General features: G+C 40.1%; 14 protein-coding genes. 8 read left to right on the forward strand and 6 right to left on the reverse strand.

From position 1 onward, the window contains the following. Positions 1 to 26 precede the first annotated feature (26 nt). The 3 genes from E4S40_RS00430 to moaCB all read left to right on the forward strand — a co-directional run bounded on the left by E4S40_RS00430 (position 27) and on the right by moaCB (position 3270). The gene (locus E4S40_RS00430) at positions 27 to 1568 is read left to right on the forward strand and encodes a sensor histidine kinase (protein ID WP_135069214.1); all 1542 of its coding nucleotides are present in this window, start codon (positions 27 to 29) and stop codon (positions 1566 to 1568) included. Next, positions 1565 to 2245, forward strand: a complete 681-nt coding sequence (locus E4S40_RS00435) for a response regulator transcription factor (protein WP_135069217.1) — start codon at positions 1565 to 1567, stop codon at positions 2243 to 2245. Before E4S40_RS00430 ends, E4S40_RS00435 begins: the two co-directional genes overlap by 4 nt. A 113-nt stretch (positions 2246 to 2358) precedes the next feature. Further along, entirely contained in the window at positions 2359 to 3270 is a 912-nt protein-coding gene (gene moaCB, locus E4S40_RS00440; RefSeq protein ID WP_135069220.1) for a bifunctional molybdenum cofactor biosynthesis protein MoaC/MoaB, read from the forward strand. A gap of 60 nt (positions 3271 to 3330) precedes the next feature. On the opposite strand, the gene E4S40_RS00445 is transcribed toward moaCB, so the two are convergent. Together E4S40_RS00445 and E4S40_RS00450 are read right to left on the reverse strand one after the other, a co-directional pair. Further along, complete coding sequence (locus E4S40_RS00445) at positions 3331 to 5601, reverse strand: TonB-dependent receptor plug domain-containing protein (protein WP_135069223.1); 2271 nt, start codon at positions 5599 to 5601, stop codon at positions 3331 to 3333. 82 nt (positions 5602 to 5683) lie between these two features. Beyond that, positions 5684 to 6061 (reverse strand): hypothetical protein, encoded by a 378-nt coding sequence (locus tag E4S40_RS00450; RefSeq protein ID WP_135069226.1) that lies wholly within the window; start codon positions 6059 to 6061, stop codon positions 5684 to 5686. Between the two features lie 183 nt (positions 6062 to 6244). Here E4S40_RS00450 and E4S40_RS00455 point away from each other — a divergent pair, with 183 nt between their 5' ends. From E4S40_RS00455 to E4S40_RS00465, 3 genes are all read left to right on the forward strand, one after another. Continuing rightward, positions 6245 to 6640 (forward strand): DUF302 domain-containing protein, encoded by a 396-nt coding sequence (locus tag E4S40_RS00455; RefSeq protein ID WP_135069228.1) that lies wholly within the window; start codon positions 6245 to 6247, stop codon positions 6638 to 6640. Between the two features lie 13 nt (positions 6641 to 6653). Next, complete coding sequence (locus E4S40_RS00460) at positions 6654 to 8123, forward strand: pyruvate kinase (RefSeq protein WP_135069231.1); 1470 nt, start codon at positions 6654 to 6656, stop codon at positions 8121 to 8123. Positions 8124 to 8184: 61 nt separating this feature from the next. Further along, complete coding sequence (locus tag E4S40_RS00465; protein ID WP_135069234.1) at positions 8185 to 9567, forward strand: transglutaminase-like domain-containing protein; 1383 nt, start codon at positions 8185 to 8187, stop codon at positions 9565 to 9567. A gap of 46 nt (positions 9568 to 9613) precedes the next feature. Here the strand turns inward: E4S40_RS00465 and E4S40_RS00470 are convergent, their stop codons facing one another. The 4 genes from E4S40_RS00470 to tamL all read right to left on the reverse strand — a co-directional run bounded on the left by E4S40_RS00470 (position 9614) and on the right by tamL (position 13851). Further along, positions 9614 to 9829: a hypothetical protein gene (locus tag E4S40_RS00470; RefSeq protein ID WP_135069237.1), complete on the reverse strand. Its 216-nt coding sequence runs from the start codon at positions 9827 to 9829 to the stop codon at positions 9614 to 9616. Between the two features lie 77 nt (positions 9830 to 9906). Continuing rightward, positions 9907 to 10482, reverse strand: coding sequence for a phosphatase PAP2 family protein (locus E4S40_RS00475; RefSeq protein WP_135069240.1), 576 nt, complete (start codon positions 10480 to 10482; stop codon positions 9907 to 9909). Continuing rightward, positions 10479 to 11390 carry an oxygen-dependent coproporphyrinogen oxidase gene (gene hemF, locus E4S40_RS00480; RefSeq protein ID WP_135069243.1) on the reverse strand — a complete coding sequence of 304 codons (912 nt, stop codon included), beginning with the start codon at positions 11388 to 11390 and terminating at the stop codon, positions 10479 to 10481. Before hemF ends, E4S40_RS00475 begins: the two co-directional genes overlap by 4 nt. Positions 11391 to 11397: 7 nt before the next feature. Continuing rightward, positions 11398 to 13851, reverse strand: a complete 2454-nt coding sequence (tamL, locus tag E4S40_RS00485; RefSeq protein ID WP_449353865.1) for a translocation and assembly module lipoprotein TamL — start codon at positions 13849 to 13851, stop codon at positions 11398 to 11400. Here tamL and E4S40_RS00490 point away from each other — a divergent pair. Together E4S40_RS00490 and E4S40_RS00495 are read left to right on the forward strand one after the other, a co-directional pair. Next, positions 13841 to 14593, forward strand: coding sequence for a TrmH family RNA methyltransferase (locus E4S40_RS00490; RefSeq protein ID WP_135069249.1), 753 nt, complete (start codon positions 13841 to 13843; stop codon positions 14591 to 14593). The genes tamL and E4S40_RS00490 overlap by 11 nt on opposite strands. Further along, positions 14590 to 15591, forward strand: coding sequence for a bile acid:sodium symporter family protein (locus tag E4S40_RS00495; RefSeq protein WP_135069252.1), 1002 nt, complete (start codon positions 14590 to 14592; stop codon positions 15589 to 15591). Before E4S40_RS00490 ends, E4S40_RS00495 begins: the two co-directional genes overlap by 4 nt. Positions 15592 to 15630 lie beyond the last annotated feature (39 nt).

The raw sequence follows: 15630 nt of genomic DNA on the forward strand, positions 1-15630 counted from the left end.
CTATTTTATACTCTTAACTTTGAATTGTGAAAAAGCTGGAATTCAAGCGAATCGGAATTTTAATCGGAGTTACACTCTTAGTAGCAGTGGCTGTTCAGGCTTGGCGTATTGCTTCTGAGTTTGAATTGATTCAAACCCAATTGCAAGGTGATATTCAAGAGTGTCTGGATAATGCGGTTGAAAATTATTATGCTGAACTTGCCAAAACAGATGTCATCACCCTGACGGATTTCAAGTCCATTACCACTGAAACCAATGACTCTGCTAAAACCCGCTCAAGTGTCACAAGGGTAAAGATTAATAATCTCGATAGTGTAGGTAGCTTTATTGACCGAGTCGGAAATAGTACCCGATTATTTAAAGCGATTGAAAATGCTGAAAATGGAGGATTAGATTCTTTGTTTTGGAACGGTGCTAAACATGATTCATCCTCTAGTTTTGTCATTTTGGATACTGCACGAAAAATCGCCCTCGATCAAGACAATGACTTGCAAATCTTCATGGGGAAAACCAATGCGGATAGTATTGATAGGCTAGAATTTTTGACCAGTAAGATTATTGTTTCCATCACTCGAGACAGCCTGGATTTTGATAAAATCAATGCCTTTCTGTTTGAGGAATTGGATAGAAGAGGGATAGATATCAATTATCGATTGATTCATTTGACAGGAGAAAAAGAAGAAGACAGTCTTCTACTTGCTGAAACTCCTAAAATGCCTTTTAAAACCGTTTCAAGATCTACTTTTCTCCCAGTAGGACAACGATTGGAGATGTATTTTGAAAATACAGCCCTGACCGTTTTAAAACGAGGGGCTGTTGAAATTTTGACAGCCTTGGTCTTTTTGGGGATTATTGCTTATGCATTTTATTATCTCTATCAAACGATCAAAAACCAAAAAGAAATTGCTGAGATCAAGCAAGATTTGATTTCGAATATTACCCACGAATTCAAAACCCCCATAGCAACTACTCTTTCTGCGATTGAAGGAGTGGAGCATTTCAATCCAGAAAATGATCCCGCTAAGACCAGTCGATATTTGGGTATTTCGAAGACTCAAATGCATAAACTGAATCAGATGGTCGAAAAGCTATTGGAGACAGCTACCTTAGACACAGATCAGTTGGTTTTGAAAAAAGAACCCATCGAGCCCGAGCCTATCTTAAGACAATTGGTTCAGAAGTTTCAGACTTTGGCACCCGAAAAGCATTTGGAATTAATTCTGCCAGCTCATCCAAAAACCATGATGGTTGACCCATTTCATTTTGAAAATGCCATTTCTAACCTCATCGATAATGCTGTCAAATATGGAGGAAATGAAATCAAGGTTTGTTTGGATCAAAATGGGCTTAATAAAATTCGGATTCGGGATAATGGAGGAAATATCAGTTCCGAACAGAAAGAACGGGTTTTTGAGCAGTTTTATCGTATTCCAAAAGGGGATTTGCATGATGTGAAGGGTTTCGGAATTGGCTTGTATTATGTCCGAAAGATTATTGAAAAGCATGAAGGGAAAATCCAACTGGAAACCGGAAAAAATTTAACCACCTTTATTACCTATTGGCCATGAGCAAGATTCATGTATTGCTGGCCGAAGATGAGCTGGCATTGGGAATGATTATACAGGAAAGTCTAGAAAGTAGAGATTTCAAAGTGAGTCTATGTGAAAATGGACAAATTGCCTGGGATAGCTATCAAAAAAATAAACCGGATATTCTGGTTTTGGATGTGATGATGCCGAAAAAAGATGGTTTTTCCTTGGCAGCAGAAATCCGAAAAATTGACCCCTACACGCCAATTATTTTCCTTACTTCCAAAAGCCAGACTGAGGATGTGGTCAAAGGCTTTGGAATTGGTGCTAATGATTATGTGCGTAAGCCATTTAGCATGGAGGAATTGATTGTTAGAATCAAGGCCCACTTAGATAAACTTCGTACTCGTCAAAATCAAAGTGATTGGATCGCTTTAGGCAAGTATGAGTTTCATCCGACCAAGCAGGTCTTGAAATTGGATGAATCAGAGACACCGCTAACCGCGCGGGAAAGTCAATTACTACAGATGTTATTGGAGCATGCCAATGAGATTACGGATCGAACCTTGATTTTGAATCAAATCTGGGGGTCCGATGATTTTTTCAATGCCCGAAGTATGGATGTGTTCATCACCAAGCTTCGAAAAAAGCTTCAAGGCGACCCGGAAATTCAGATTTTGAATATCCGGGGATATGGAATTAAGCTAGTTTGTTGACAAGCTCTTTGTTAAGGATTAGTAAAGGATTTTACCTTCTGTTGAATATTTTTTGTTCCATACCTGAAAAGTTAGAGCTTAGTCCTAGATTTGATTAAGCTAATATTTGACTGATGATTCAGATTACCCATAAAAGTACCACGCTTCGAAAAGCCATTGCACAGGCTATTGTAAAGGTGAGTTTGCCGGAAACCATTCAAGCTATTCGAGAAAAAACAGTGCCTAAAGGAGATGTTCTCGAATGTGCTCGAGTTGCGGGACTTTTTGCTGCGAAGCGAACGGCCGATATGATTCCCGATTGCCACCCACTTCCTGTTGAATTCACAGGGATTTCTTATGAAATCAGTGAGATGGAGATTCGGATTTTGTGTGAAATTCATACTGTTTACAAGACAGGAGTGGAGGTTGAAGCCATGCATGCCGCTTCGGTAGTTGCTTTGACCATGTATGATATGCTGAAACCTATAGACAAAGGAATTAGCATAGAGCAGATAAAACTGGTAGAGAAAAAGGGAGGTAAATCTGATTTCAAAAAATTGTCAGAAAAGCATTTGACAGCAGCTGTGATTGTATGTTCTGATTCTATTTCTGCAGGTGAAAATGAAGATACAGCAGGAAGAATGATTGCTGAGAAACTTAGAAGTTTTGGAGTAGAAGTAGATGATTTGGAAGTGATCCCGGATGAAAAAATTCAGATTGAAGAGAAAGCCTTGCTAGCTGTGGAAGAGGGTATAGATTTAGTGATTTTTACTGGAGGAACAGGCTTGTCTCCTAGGGATGTAACACCTGAAGCTTTATCTGATATTATCGAACAACGAGTTCCTGGAATCGAGGAAGCTATGCGAAATTATGGGCAGCAGCGAACTCCTTTGGCTATGCTTTCCCGATCTATTGCAGGAATGATCAAAAACACCTTGATTTTGGGCGTACCAGGTTCTACCAAAGGAGCTTCTGAATCCTTGGATGCAATTTTCCCTGCCGTCCTACATATTTTCAAAGCGAGAGAAGGCTCTAGACATGATTGAATAGGAAAGAATTTAAAGAAAAAGAGCCTGTTTTAGCAGGCTCTTTTTGATTTTTGACAATTAGGGGAATTTGAAACTCACCATGAGGAAGAAATTTCTCCCCGGTGCATACATCGGCATTTTATCCGATCCAATCGGTCTGCTCAGATGTTCATAATAAGCTTTGTCTAATAGGTTTTGCACTCCGCCTTTGATGAAGAATTTGTCCCCTAAAGGATAACTGATATCCCAATCGATGAGGGTGAATCCTGGGGTAACAGCCTCTCCGAAAGCTTCCGAAACTCGATTCTGTTGGGAAACCATTCGCAAGCTCAATCCCGAATGCAATTTTCCGTCTAAGAATTGCCCCATCCATCGGTATCGTACATCCAAAGGAGCAACTTCCGGAAGGGGAGCATCTCGTTCTAAATCCTGCGCATAGGTATAAGCAAGATCCAATGAATGACTGAATCGGCTGCTGATTTTCTGATGGAAGGAAAATTCCAATCCAGTTTTTACAGCTTTGTCGAAATTGACATAGCGCCTTACTCCTGGACTACTTGGAAGGCGAGGGGAAAGATCTGTTTTAACCGATGAAATATAATCTGTCAGATAAGATCCAAAAATCGTCATTTCAGCGAAAATCCCTCCTTTTTCAAAACCTAAAACCCAATCCAATTGATTGTTTGTCTCAGGGTTGATTTGAGGATCTCCCACTAATTCCCAAGGATCCAAACCCACGGGAAGGAAATTGATGTAGCGTTCTAAGAGGCTTCCACTTCTTCTGACAGAAGCCGCCCATATTCCTGTACTGAAATTCCCCCCCAAATTCCTCTGAATTCCAATACTGATTCCAGGATTTACCTGGGTATTCACCACCTCTTCATTGAGTTGAGTGAACTCTTCAGCCGGATCATGAGCCTGAGCCTGATTGACTTCCAATCTTCCGGAGGCAGTGAAAGTGTATGCCCCAATAGGGAAGGTGTAGTTAGCAAAAATTCCTGTTTTATTGATTTGAGAATTCTGCCACACCGGATCAATAAAGGTTTTTCCTGCCATTGGTCCCATTAGCATTTCCCGTGTCCGACTGCCGTCAGCACTTTCAGAACGATAATCCAAACCAGCATAAAGTTTAGCTTGATCGAATTGCCAGGTTCCTTCAGATCGTAATCCCCAATTTTGGGTACTTGCTGGGGTTGATGCATTGACCATTCTTGGATTAAGATCCCGAAGTAAGTTATCCATCAAATGATCCACCTTGGTGAAGTACATGGAATTTGTCCAAGAAACTAGATTTTGGCCATGTAAGGATCTAGTGTGATACAAACTCGTCATCCAGGTATCATCCGTTCGGAGATCCATGGCTAAGGAAGGGAAGTCCACATCTCTAGCGAAATTCCGGTTGACAGAAAGCTGAATGAGATCTTTTTTGGTAACCTGAATATCCCCATAAAGACCTACTGTTCCTCTTTTGAAATTTGAGGGGATGAGATTTCCATTTCCATCCTTGTAATCCTCACCTGTAGAATAACTCCCCAAGACTCCTATGTCATAATTAGCTCCCTGAAAGCCCACCCTACCTTCATTTCTCCAAATATTTCCATTGGACTCGTATAGGCTAGAAAACCTTCCATAAGTTCCTGCTTCGGAAGTGAATTCAGGATTTTCTGGGATGTAATTGATTGTTCCTCCCAATCCTATCCCATATCGGAGGGCATGCGGTCCCTTGAGAATTTCTACCTGCTTAATTCGATTCAAAGCCACCTGAGAAGTAGGAGGGTCCATACGATTTGGACAGGCAGCATTTGCTGTTTGAATACCATTGATGACCACATTCAATTGGTCATATTTGAATCCTCGCATTACAGGATCAAAAGCGAAGCTTCCTGACTTTCGGATTCCGGATACGGCAGGATTAAGCATTAGAATGGCTCCTGCATCATGATGAAGCCGCTCTTGATCTGAAAGAATGATTTTCTTGTCCTTTTCTTCCGTCATTTTGATAGAAATGATAGACACAGGTTGCAGTCCAAGCATGGTTTCCTTTCTGGAAATAATTCCTGATTGGGAAGCTGTAATAACTTCACTTGGAGTCAAAAACCAGGCTCCATAACTTAAATGATTGAGATAAAGGATTGTGTTTTCTCTGTAATCCAAGCTGATTAGTCCTTCGATATCAGAAATTCCTTTTTGATCGCCAAAGCGATAAGTAGCTCCGACAATGGGAATTTTTTGATCTTCATCTTGTAGCCGTAGGTTAATTTTTTCCTGTGCAAAAACCTCTGATATTCCCAAAAATTGAAATGTCAGGAATAGGCTAAGTATGTATAATTTAATTGATAGATTTTTCATTAAATCCTTGATTTGTGGTAATAGAATTCCATTCCCCATTTAGCTTTTGCCAAAGGGATATAGAGTAATCTGAATGAATAAATCAGGATTGCTGGGGAGGATGAAAAAAGTCAACCATTATATCCCTGCCGTTTGTGAGGTAAGGGTATGAGTTTTGAATAATCGGGAAAACCGCTCTTTTGGATAATGCGAGGCTGGATTCTGGGATCGGCAAATATTGAAGATTTAATTCTTCCAAGGTGATTTCTTCGCCGTTTTCCTGGGCCTCTGAAGCTTTTTTCAATCGCTTTCCAAGCTCACATTGTCCGTTACACTCTAATTCCGGTTTGTCTTTATTGACGCAATACAGGGCTGTGATTTCTTCACGATCTGCATAAAAATGGACTTGAATCAGGGTGTAACCCATTCCATTGAGAAGAATCAGAGGGATAAACAGGCTATGCGCGAGGATTTTCCACATTTAGCTACGAAAATCCCATTTTTCCTAAAAACCCCAAGTGATTAAAATCACCTTTTGGGATTGCAAAAATCGCCTTTGAATGACAGTAAATCGAGGAAATTAGCGGCTCAAGTGAGGATAGTTACCGACTTTGTACGTCTGTTCTTCTAATTTCATTGAGATTTTAATATAAACTAGAAAACCATGAGCTATTTCCAATCCATTACTATCAAATCCCCATCCATAGCAGAACTTCGAGAAAAAGTAGAAGCTGCCTTGAAAACAGAAGGGTTTGGTGTTTTGACCGAAATTGATGTGCAAGCAACTATGAAAAAGAAGTTGGATAAGGACTATGCACCCTATCTGATTTTGGGGGCATGCAATCCGGTTTTTGCAGATAAAGTATTGACGGCAGAGCCTCATATTGGGGTGCTATTACCTTGTAATGTAACTATTCGTCAATTGGATAAGGATAATTTTGAGGTTGCAATCATGAATCCTGCAGCAGCCATGGCAGCTGTCCAAAATCCTGCCATAGAACCACTGGCAAGTGAAGTAGGGGATAAGTTGCAGCGAGCACTTGAATTGATTGGAGCATAAAAACAGACTCAGTATGGAAACTGACTTGGATTCGCTTCGATTAGAGCTTTCCACTTTGGAAAAAGAAATGGTGGCTGAAGTGGAGCGAAAGAGAAAGTGTTCGGATGATATCCATCCCAGGCAATTCAATTCTTGGAAAAACCTGATCCATTATCTTACTCTCCGTCAGGCGGATCGCAGGGACCTTCAACTCCGGCTTCATAATGCGGGACTCTCAGCCCTTTCCAATTCGGAAAGCCATATCCGCCATCAGGTTCAAGCAGTGGAAAAACGATTAGGAGTTTCTTTGGAAGAAAAAGATTTTGCTACCTGTAATTATCAGGTGTCAAGAGAGATTTTGTCAGAAAACGTTTCTCATCTTTTTGCTTTCCCGGTTCCCCACCATCCTTCTATCATGGTGACTTTGGATAGTACGGTGGTTGATTCGGTAGATTTTGTCTCAGATTTATTGAGAGCAGGGATGACTGTAGCTAGAATTAATTTGGCTCATGAAACCGAAAAAGAGTGGACCCAGGTTTTGGATTTGATTCAAGAAGCAGAGTCTATCACTAAAAAGACTTGTCGAATTTATATGGATTTGGCAGGGCCAAAAATCCGGACCAAATTCATCGGTAAACAGAAAAAACGGGATCAGGTTCCAATTCAAGAAGGACAATTACTATTTCTAGGGCCAAGCTATGAGGGATTAAACCCCAAAAAAGAGTTAGTAATTAGTCCTACGGAGATAGAAGTTCTCAAATATTTAAAAGAAGGTGAGCGGGTATTTATTGATGATGGGAAGATTCAGGGAATCATTGAAGAAAAAATCAATGATGAGTTGGTTTCAGTTAGGGTTTTAAAAATCATCAAAAAGAAGCCGAGCCTGAAACCTGAAAAAGGGATCAATTTTCCTGACTCTAAAATTAAGATCAATCCGCTTACTGATTATGATTTAGAGGTGCTCCCCTTTGCAGTAAAGCATGCGGATTTGATTGGGTATTCTTTTGTTAACCGGCCAAGGGACCTTGCCAATTTGATGGCAGAGATGAAAAAATATGGTGAGAATATCCCTTCGGTTATTTTGAAAATCGAAACTTCATTGGCCGTTCGGAATCTTCCAGCCTTGCTTCTTGAAGGGATGAAAAGTCCGTTTTTTGGAGTAATGATCGCAAGAGGGGATTTGGCGGTGGAGGTTGGATTCGAGCGGATGAGCGAGGTGCAGGATGAGATTCTTTGGATATGCGAAGCCGCTCATGTTCCGGTTATTTGGGCGACTCAAGTGATGGAAACTCTTCATAAATCCGGCTTAGCAACTCGTGCCGAAATCACGGACGCTTCCCAAGCTACTATGGCAGAGTGCATCATGATCAACAAAGGGCCCCATACCCTTGAAGTCTTAGATTCTCTTCAAAATATCATTCAACGCATGGGTACCCATCGGGATAAAAAGCGCTATACTTTTCGGGAGTTAAAAATTGCTTCACGATTCCTTGCAAGATACTAGGCTGGAATCTTTGGCGAGTTCATGAAATGGATGTTTCTTAGAAATTCATCTATTTTTGAGCATGAAATTGAAAGAAATTCACTCTAAAATAAGGTTAAGGTTCAACCGTTTGAAGTACTTCTTTGTCTTGGTGTTCTTTGCCATAGCATGCCAAGCACCGCAGAAAGAAGTTACTGAGACTCCTCCAGCTGTTAAAAAAGTTTCCATAGCAGAAATTGAGGAGGGAATCAAAGCATTTATAGCAGAAAAAACCAAAGAGAACGACGGTGTATTTCCTGTAAAAGATGAAGAACATGACCTCAAAATGAAGTTGGTTCGAGTTCACACGGAATACCTTTCAAACCTTGGTCCGGAGCGCCATTTTGCCTGTGTAGATTTGGTTGATGAAAGCGGAGATGTCTATGATGTGGATTTTTTTATGGAAGGACAACCAGGACAGATGACTGTTACTCAAACGACAGTTCATAAGTTAAATGGGAAACCTTTTTATTCATGGAAACAAAATAAGGATGATAAAACCTGGTATAGGGTTCCTTTAGAGCAATCTTCCAATCAGCTTTTAGGGATTGTGGAAGGTGCGGATTCTTTTGAGTTTTATTACCGAGTTCAGGTTCCAAATCTTTCTGGAAAAGCTAAAATGTGGATTCCTGTGGCTGTTTCTGATCATTATCAAACTGTCCAAGTTTTGGACATGAAATTAGCCGGTATAACTCAAGAAATTGAGGATACTAAGTTTGGGAATCAATTCATTTATATGGAATTGGGTCCTGAGGACAGTGGGAAAGAAGTACTAGTTACCTATTCAGTGGAAAGAAGAGAAAAAGGACCTTATGAGGCACCTGCTCCAGATCCGGATTTATACTTAGTATCCAATCGCCTGATGCCTATAGGAGGGAGATTTGAAGAAATTGCCGAAGAAGTTTTAGGTCCAAAAATTAATGATTCTCATTTAATGCAAGCAAGAGCATTGTACGATTACATTATCGATAACATGCGCTATATGAAGTTTGGGGATTATGGGAATGGAGATTCTAATTATGCTTGTGATTCCAAAACCGGAAATTGCTCGGAATTTCATTCGTTCTTTATTTCATTGGCTCGTTCCGTCGGAATTCCAGCGAGATTTGCAATTGGGGCTTCAATTCCCTCAGATAGAGATGAAGGAGGAATAGATGGATACCATTGTTGGGCAGAATTTTATGCAGAGGGCAAGTGGTGGCCTGTTGATATTTCTGAGGCTAATAAATACACGGCTTTAGCTACTTATTATTTTGGAAGACATCCAGCTAACCGAATTGAGTTGAGTAGGGGAAGAGATTTGGAGGTGTACCCAGGACCTGAGTCAGGTCCTATAAATTTTATCGCTTTTCCATATTTGGAAATAGATGGGAAAGAAGTGGAAGCTAACTCCAGTTTCTCTTTTTTGAGAAAGTCGAAAAGTTGATTGAGCATGAAACAAAAAGAGGCTCCGAATGGGGCCTCTTTTTTATTTAGGAATTTGTGGTATCAGCTGGATGCTCACTATCAGCTGGATGTTCAGAAGGGTGTTCACTGCTGTCAGAAGGATGTTCTGATGGATGTTCGCTGCTTTGCTCAGTTTCGGTCTCATTTGCCCCTTCCTTTTTTCCTCCGCAGGAAGTAAAAGTGACAGCACTCAAGAAACTAAAGGCGAGAATTAGGGATAGAAATGATTTTGCTTTTTTCATAATGAGGTCTTTTTTAAGGTGATAGGATAAAGTTAACCTGATTTGTTTTAAATATCCAACTTCTATAATTGGCTGTATTATCGAAGAAGGTTTTTGACTATTTCACGCTTTACAATAACGATCAAAAACCATGAAATCCATGCAGCAAGAACACCTACTAATGCGCCAACCAATAAATCAAGTGGATAATGCACACCTAGGTAAATTCTCGTATAACTCACAAAAAATGCATACAAATAAAGCCATCCAAAACCTTTGAGTTTCCCTTTCATTTTGAAATTCAAAAAAGTGGTCATCCCAAATGTATTGGCTGCATGGGAAGATGCAAATCCATATAGCCCGCCACAGCGCCCATAAGTATGAATCAATCCATCCCATCGAGGATCATGACAAGGACGAAGTCGCTCAAAATAGGGTTTCATCAAAGTGGATGTTGCTTGATCTGCCAGAAGGATGGTCAAAGCAACTCCACCGAAAACCCACCAACTGTTCTTGGGATCGTATTTGTAGATTTTGTAGATCAAAAATGCAAATAGGGGAACCCAGGTAATGGTTTTGGTGGATTGATCCACAATCGGATCAAACCATTCCCAATGATGGGAATTCAAAAAAATAAAAAGCTGCTCATCAAGGTGAACAAGAAATTCGATCATGATTGAAAATTTAGCCAGTCAATATTCTTTTTCAAATGGGAAAGGGTAAACTCCTCCTGACTTCCCATTTCAGCTTGATACATATAGGTCCACTCTGCCTGTGGTGGCATACTCATGAGGATACTTTCCGTACGGCCATTGGTATCTAAGCCAAATTTGGTGCCTGCATCCCAAACCAAATTAAACTCTACATAGCGTCCTCTTCGCAAGTTTTGCCAAGCCTTTTCATTTGCTCCAAATGGAATTTTTGAATTTTTAGTCATAAAATATCCATAGACTGCTGGAAAGAGTCTTCCTATTGCCAGGCTGAATTGTAAAATATCTTCAAAATGAGCATCATTTTTTCCAGAAAGCCTGTCATAAAAGATTCCACCCACACCTCTTGTTTCGTCCCGATGCTTCAGGAAAAAATAGTCATCTGCCCAAGTTTTGAATTTTGTGTAGTACTCTGGGTCGAATTTGTCACAAGTTTCTTTTACCCTTTGATGGAAGTAGCGAGCGTCTTCTGGTACAATGTAGTGTGGAGTGAGATCAATTCCTCCTCCAAACCAATGAACCCCATTTTCCATTTCAAAATACCGAATATTCATATGGATGATCGGCACCATAGGGCTATGAGGGTGCAATACGATTGAGACACCTGTTGCAAAGAAGTCAGCCTTTTCTAAACCAAGCTTGGTAAGGATTTTTTCAGGCGTTGGGCCATGAACAGCCGAAAAGGCAACTCCTCCTTTTTCAATGATTGCTCCATTTTCAAAAATTCGGGTTCTACCTCCTCCGCCTTCAGGTCTTTCCCATTTATCTTCCCGAAACTTACCCTTTCCGTCATATTTTTCCAGTTCGGAGCAGATATAATCCTGCATTCCCTGGTAGATTTCCGCTATCTCAGATTTATTTTTTCGTGACATGTTGAGGTTAAAATGGATATCCAATACCAAAGTTCAGAACAGTTTGCCCTTTGATACCAAATGGTCTATTAAATGAAATATTATCCAGCACCCATCGCTCTCCTTCAGGTTCTGATGGGTCGATGGCTTTGGTAGCAAGGTCTAGTCGGATGACGAGAAAATCAAAGTCCATACGGAGCCCAATCCCTGTGCCTACTGCCAATTCCTTGTAAAAACGATCAAATCTAAAATCTGCGCCTGGTCTCGTTTGATCTACTCCAATCACCCATGAGTTACCGATATCAATGAATAAGGCCATATCAAAATACCCATACAAGTTTCTTCGATATTCTAGCATGGATTCGATGATCATTTCAGAAGGTTGCTCAAATGGGTAATCATATTTGCCCCCTTCACCCTGGCTGGGCTGAAAACTTCCTGGTCCTAATCGTCTCGCTTGCCAAGCTCGAATGCTTGTTCCCCCACCGGCGAAGAAATATTTTTCATAAGGTAAAATTCCACTACTGACCCCATAGGGTTGGGCAATTCCAAAATTCAAGCGATAAGCAAGCGTTTGTTTTCTATCTAAAGGATAATATCGACGAAAATCAGTCTGTAATTTCAGCCATTGGAAATTTGCGAATTCAGTGTTTTCATTAATGTTTTCTGTGTTTGTGAAATTGAGGAGAGTTCCTCCACTTTCTACAAAAAGTCTTAAAAGAGAAGATGGTCTGCTCTGGAAATCACCATAACGGTTGAAATTAATAATTGCCTGTCCAGAAACACTGCTCACATAGGAGGGAAGAAAGGACCAAATGAGGTTATTTCCTTGATTGGCAAGATCAAGGAGGATTTGTCCAAATTCTGGAGTAATTCGAGGTGTTCTGATATAATTGATATCAGCTAGGTTGATTGTAAACTGCTGCCGATTACTCAAAGTAGACCATGTGTAAGAGAGTAATCCATTGATACCCTGACGGGTGTATTCCGGTCGATTTGTGTAATTGTAGCCAATTTGAGTCCTTGTATTTGGATTATATCTCCCAAATTTTTCGAGAGTCCTATTTCCTCCAAAAGGAATTAAGAATCTTGGGTAAATCACGGAACCTGAAACTCCCAATTCTCTACTTTGGTAAACACCTTGATTGGTTGCTGAGGCAACACCTTCCAAACCTGCTCTGAAATTAAATTCAAGAATTTCTCCTCCTCTGAAGAAATTTCGGTTTCTAAGTGAAGTACTAAAGAATGGCCCCGGAAGCTGTTCGGTGATACTCAAACCAACCTGGTTTGTCAATTGATATTTTTGGGCAGGTTGAGTAAAAATGTTTGCAGTCAGAGAATTTCCGAGGGTATCAAATGTGATATTCACAAACCGAAATAGGTCCAGGTTGCTCAACTGCTTTTGACTCTCAATGACAATATTTCGATTGTATTCTTCTCCTTTTTTAAAGAGGACTCGGGAGGCAAGGATTTTTTCTGAATACCGATCTCTATAAAAATTGAAATCAATGCCTTTTAATTCCCTGTTTACTTGTCTGTCCGCAAATTCATTGGAAGGTGGGTTTACTCGGAAATTGATTTTGTCAACGGTATAAACTCGATGCTTTTCTGCGAAAGTCGGTTTTTGAAAACGCTGCTCAATCTGTACTTTTTTATTGACTGAATCTGTGTATACGTAATACTCGAGATAGCTCTTAGAAAACATGTAAAAGCCATTATTCTTGAGTAGTTCTTCAACTCGATTTCGTTCTGAAATGATATCATTTTGGGAATAGGTCTTCCCTGCATTCAAGAAACTTTTGGAGCTATTTCGATTGAGAAGATTTCTAATGCCTTCATTGTCTGTTCGGGAATAAACAGAATCAATCTTGTAAGGACTTCCTTCTGTTACCCGATAGGTTACATAAGCTTTTTTACCCTTGGTTTTTACTTCATAATCCAGCCTTGAATCAAAAAACCCATTGTTTTGAAGAAAACCTGATAAGTTTTTGATACTTCGGTCAATTAATGAAGAGTCAAGTAGGGCTACGGGATTTCCTGTCCGCATCAAACCATTTCCAAATTCCGCTTTATGATTGAGAGACTCGATTCGGGATTCAATTTTATCCGACTTTTTCAACAGTTTCCGATCATCTCCAAGAGAATCAAGTTGGGCTTTGATTTCTTCTAATTCCAGTTCCTTTTCGGTAATCTTCCTCGCGACACGAGCACTGTCAAAAAACGATTTACCTACCCGATAAATACTGACACCAGGAGAAACATTAAGCAAAGGGACACGAAAATTGGTTTCAGGTTGAATCAAGCCTGCTAAAGCCTCCTCATCAGCTCTTTCGACTCCTTCAAGGTTATTTTCGAAAAGTGCATATTCTCCCTCCTTCAAATTTTTGGTCAGTGAGCAGGCTTGAATAAATCCAAGCAGCGAAAGAAAAAGTATATATTTGGTGAACCTCAAGACGGATAAATCGAACGGAATGCTTAGCAAAAATACAGTTAAGTTTATAAAATCCTTACATCAAAAGAAATACCGAAATTCTTCTCAACGCTTCTTTGTCGAAGGAGAAAAAAGTGTGTTGGAGGTATTGAATTCTAATTTTTTGACTGAAACGCTTTTTGCCACAGATCAATTTCTTGAAAAGCATGAGAGATTCCTTCTCAAACTAGATTTAGAAGTTCAGGAAGTCACTCAGAAGCAACTGGAAAGTATGGGGTCCTATCAGAGCAATGATATGGCTTTGGCTTTGGTGAAAATGAAAGAAAATCTTCCGATTAGACCAGAAGAAGAAGAGTGGATGATCGCATTGGACGATGTTCGGGATCCTGGAAATCTCGGTACCATCATTCGTATCGCTGATTGGTATGGAATTCGAAAACTGCTCTTCTCTTCTCAAACGGCTGATTTCTATAACCCTAAAGTTATCCAAGCGAGTATGGGTTCATTTTGCAGGATAGATTTTAGCTATGGAGATTTGCTTTCTTGGCTGGAAAAGTACCAAGGTCCAGTTTATGGAGCATTTATGGATGGTGAAAATGTTCATGGATTTCAGAAAATCCAACCTGGAGTTTTGGTCATGGGAAATGAATCTAACGGGGTATCAAAAGCGATAGAGAATCGAGTGAGTCAAAAGCTGGCGATTCCTTCTTTTGGTCAGGCAGAGTCTTTAAATGTTGCTATTGCAACTGCGATTTTGTGTGATAATCTAAAAAGGCTGGAGAATTACGCATGAGCAAAATCCAAACCCTTCTAAAGAAAGTCGGCTTCAACAATTTCCTTCTGGGCTTAATGCTGGCGATATTTCTAGCTTGGCTTTTTCCTGAGATAGGAAGTTCTCAAGGACCTGTCAGCTGGAAGCCTTTTATCAATACTGGGATTGCCTTGCTTTTCTTTTTTTACGGAGTCAAATTGGATCCTCAGCAGTTGAAATCAGGCTTGTCCAATTGGAAACTTCATCTAGTTATTCAAGTATTCACTTTTTTGATTTTTCCTGTTTTTGTTTACTTTCTTCTTCAATTTTTACCTTGGATAGGTGATGATTTTAAATTAGGAATCAGTTATTTATCTGCTCTCCCTTCAACTGTTAGTGCATCAGTGGTGATGGTTAATATTGCAGGGGGAAATATTCCAGCGGCCATATTCAATGCGAGTATTTCCAGCCTCTTGGGAGTGGTCATTACGCCGGCTTGGATGGGAGTCTTGGCTGAAGGAATGGGGCAAGGTGAGGTTGACTTTTTGCCAACTTTTTTGGACTTAACGATTAAAGTGATCATTCCTGTCATTTTGGGAATTTTACTTCATGGGTTGATTTATCCTTTGATCAAATCTCACCTAGCCAAACTGAAATACTTGGATCAGTCTGTAATCATGTTGATTGTTTTCACTGCTTTTTCGGACTCCTTTTTCCAAAAGGTATTTACTCCCTATTCCCTTTGGACCTTGATACAAATCGCATTGACCATGTTAGGACTTTTTATATTGATCTGGTTAGCTATTTCATTGGTTAGTCGGTTTTTTGGATTTTCCCTGGCCGATCGGATTACAGCTTTGTTTTGTGGGTCAAAAAAATCACTGGTACATGGAGTTGTCATTGGAAAGGTGATTTTCCCGGACCCAGCTTTATTGGGGCTGATTTTGCTTCCGGTGATGTTGTACCATTTTCAGCAGTTGATATTAGGGTCGATTTTGGCAGAGCGCTTTAGTAAGAAAAATAAGGATCGATTTGGTTAAATCTCCTGAGATTTAGAACTTTAATAATGCCGCCAAAGT

Origin of the sequence: Algoriphagus kandeliae, from assembly GCF_004571135.1 — a bacterium.
GTDB classification, from domain to species: domain Bacteria; phylum Bacteroidota; class Bacteroidia; order Cytophagales; family Cyclobacteriaceae; genus Algoriphagus; species Algoriphagus kandeliae.

What these genes read in the sequence shown, in the direction of transcription:
- E4S40_RS00435 (WP_135069217.1), top strand. Translation starts at nt 1,565, where the DNA reads ATGAGCAAGATTCATGTATTGCTGGCCGAAGATGAGCTGGCATTGGGA.
- moaCB (WP_135069220.1), top strand. Translation starts at nt 2,359, where the DNA reads ATGATTCAGATTACCCATAAAAGTACCACGCTTCGAAAAGCCATTGCA.
- E4S40_RS00445 (WP_135069223.1), bottom strand. Translation starts at nt 5,601, where the DNA reads ATGAAAAATCTATCAATTAAATTATACATACTTAGCCTATTCCTGACA.
- E4S40_RS00450 (WP_135069226.1), bottom strand. Translation starts at nt 6,061, where the DNA reads ATGTGGAAAATCCTCGCGCATAGCCTGTTTATCCCTCTGATTCTTCTC.
- E4S40_RS00455 (WP_135069228.1), top strand. Translation starts at nt 6,245, where the DNA reads ATGAGCTATTTCCAATCCATTACTATCAAATCCCCATCCATAGCAGAA.
- E4S40_RS00460 (WP_135069231.1), top strand. Translation starts at nt 6,654, where the DNA reads ATGGAAACTGACTTGGATTCGCTTCGATTAGAGCTTTCCACTTTGGAA.
- E4S40_RS00465 (WP_135069234.1), top strand. Translation starts at nt 8,185, where the DNA reads ATGAAATTGAAAGAAATTCACTCTAAAATAAGGTTAAGGTTCAACCGT.
- E4S40_RS00470 (WP_135069237.1), bottom strand. Translation starts at nt 9,829, where the DNA reads ATGAAAAAAGCAAAATCATTTCTATCCCTAATTCTCGCCTTTAGTTTC.
- E4S40_RS00475 (WP_135069240.1), bottom strand. Translation starts at nt 10,482, where the DNA reads ATGATCGAATTTCTTGTTCACCTTGATGAGCAGCTTTTTATTTTTTTG.
- hemF (WP_135069243.1), bottom strand. Translation starts at nt 11,390, where the DNA reads ATGTCACGAAAAAATAAATCTGAGATAGCGGAAATCTACCAGGGAATG.
- E4S40_RS00490 (WP_135069249.1), top strand. Translation starts at nt 13,841, where the DNA reads ATGCTTAGCAAAAATACAGTTAAGTTTATAAAATCCTTACATCAAAAG.
- E4S40_RS00495 (WP_135069252.1), top strand. Translation starts at nt 14,590, where the DNA reads ATGAGCAAAATCCAAACCCTTCTAAAGAAAGTCGGCTTCAACAATTTC.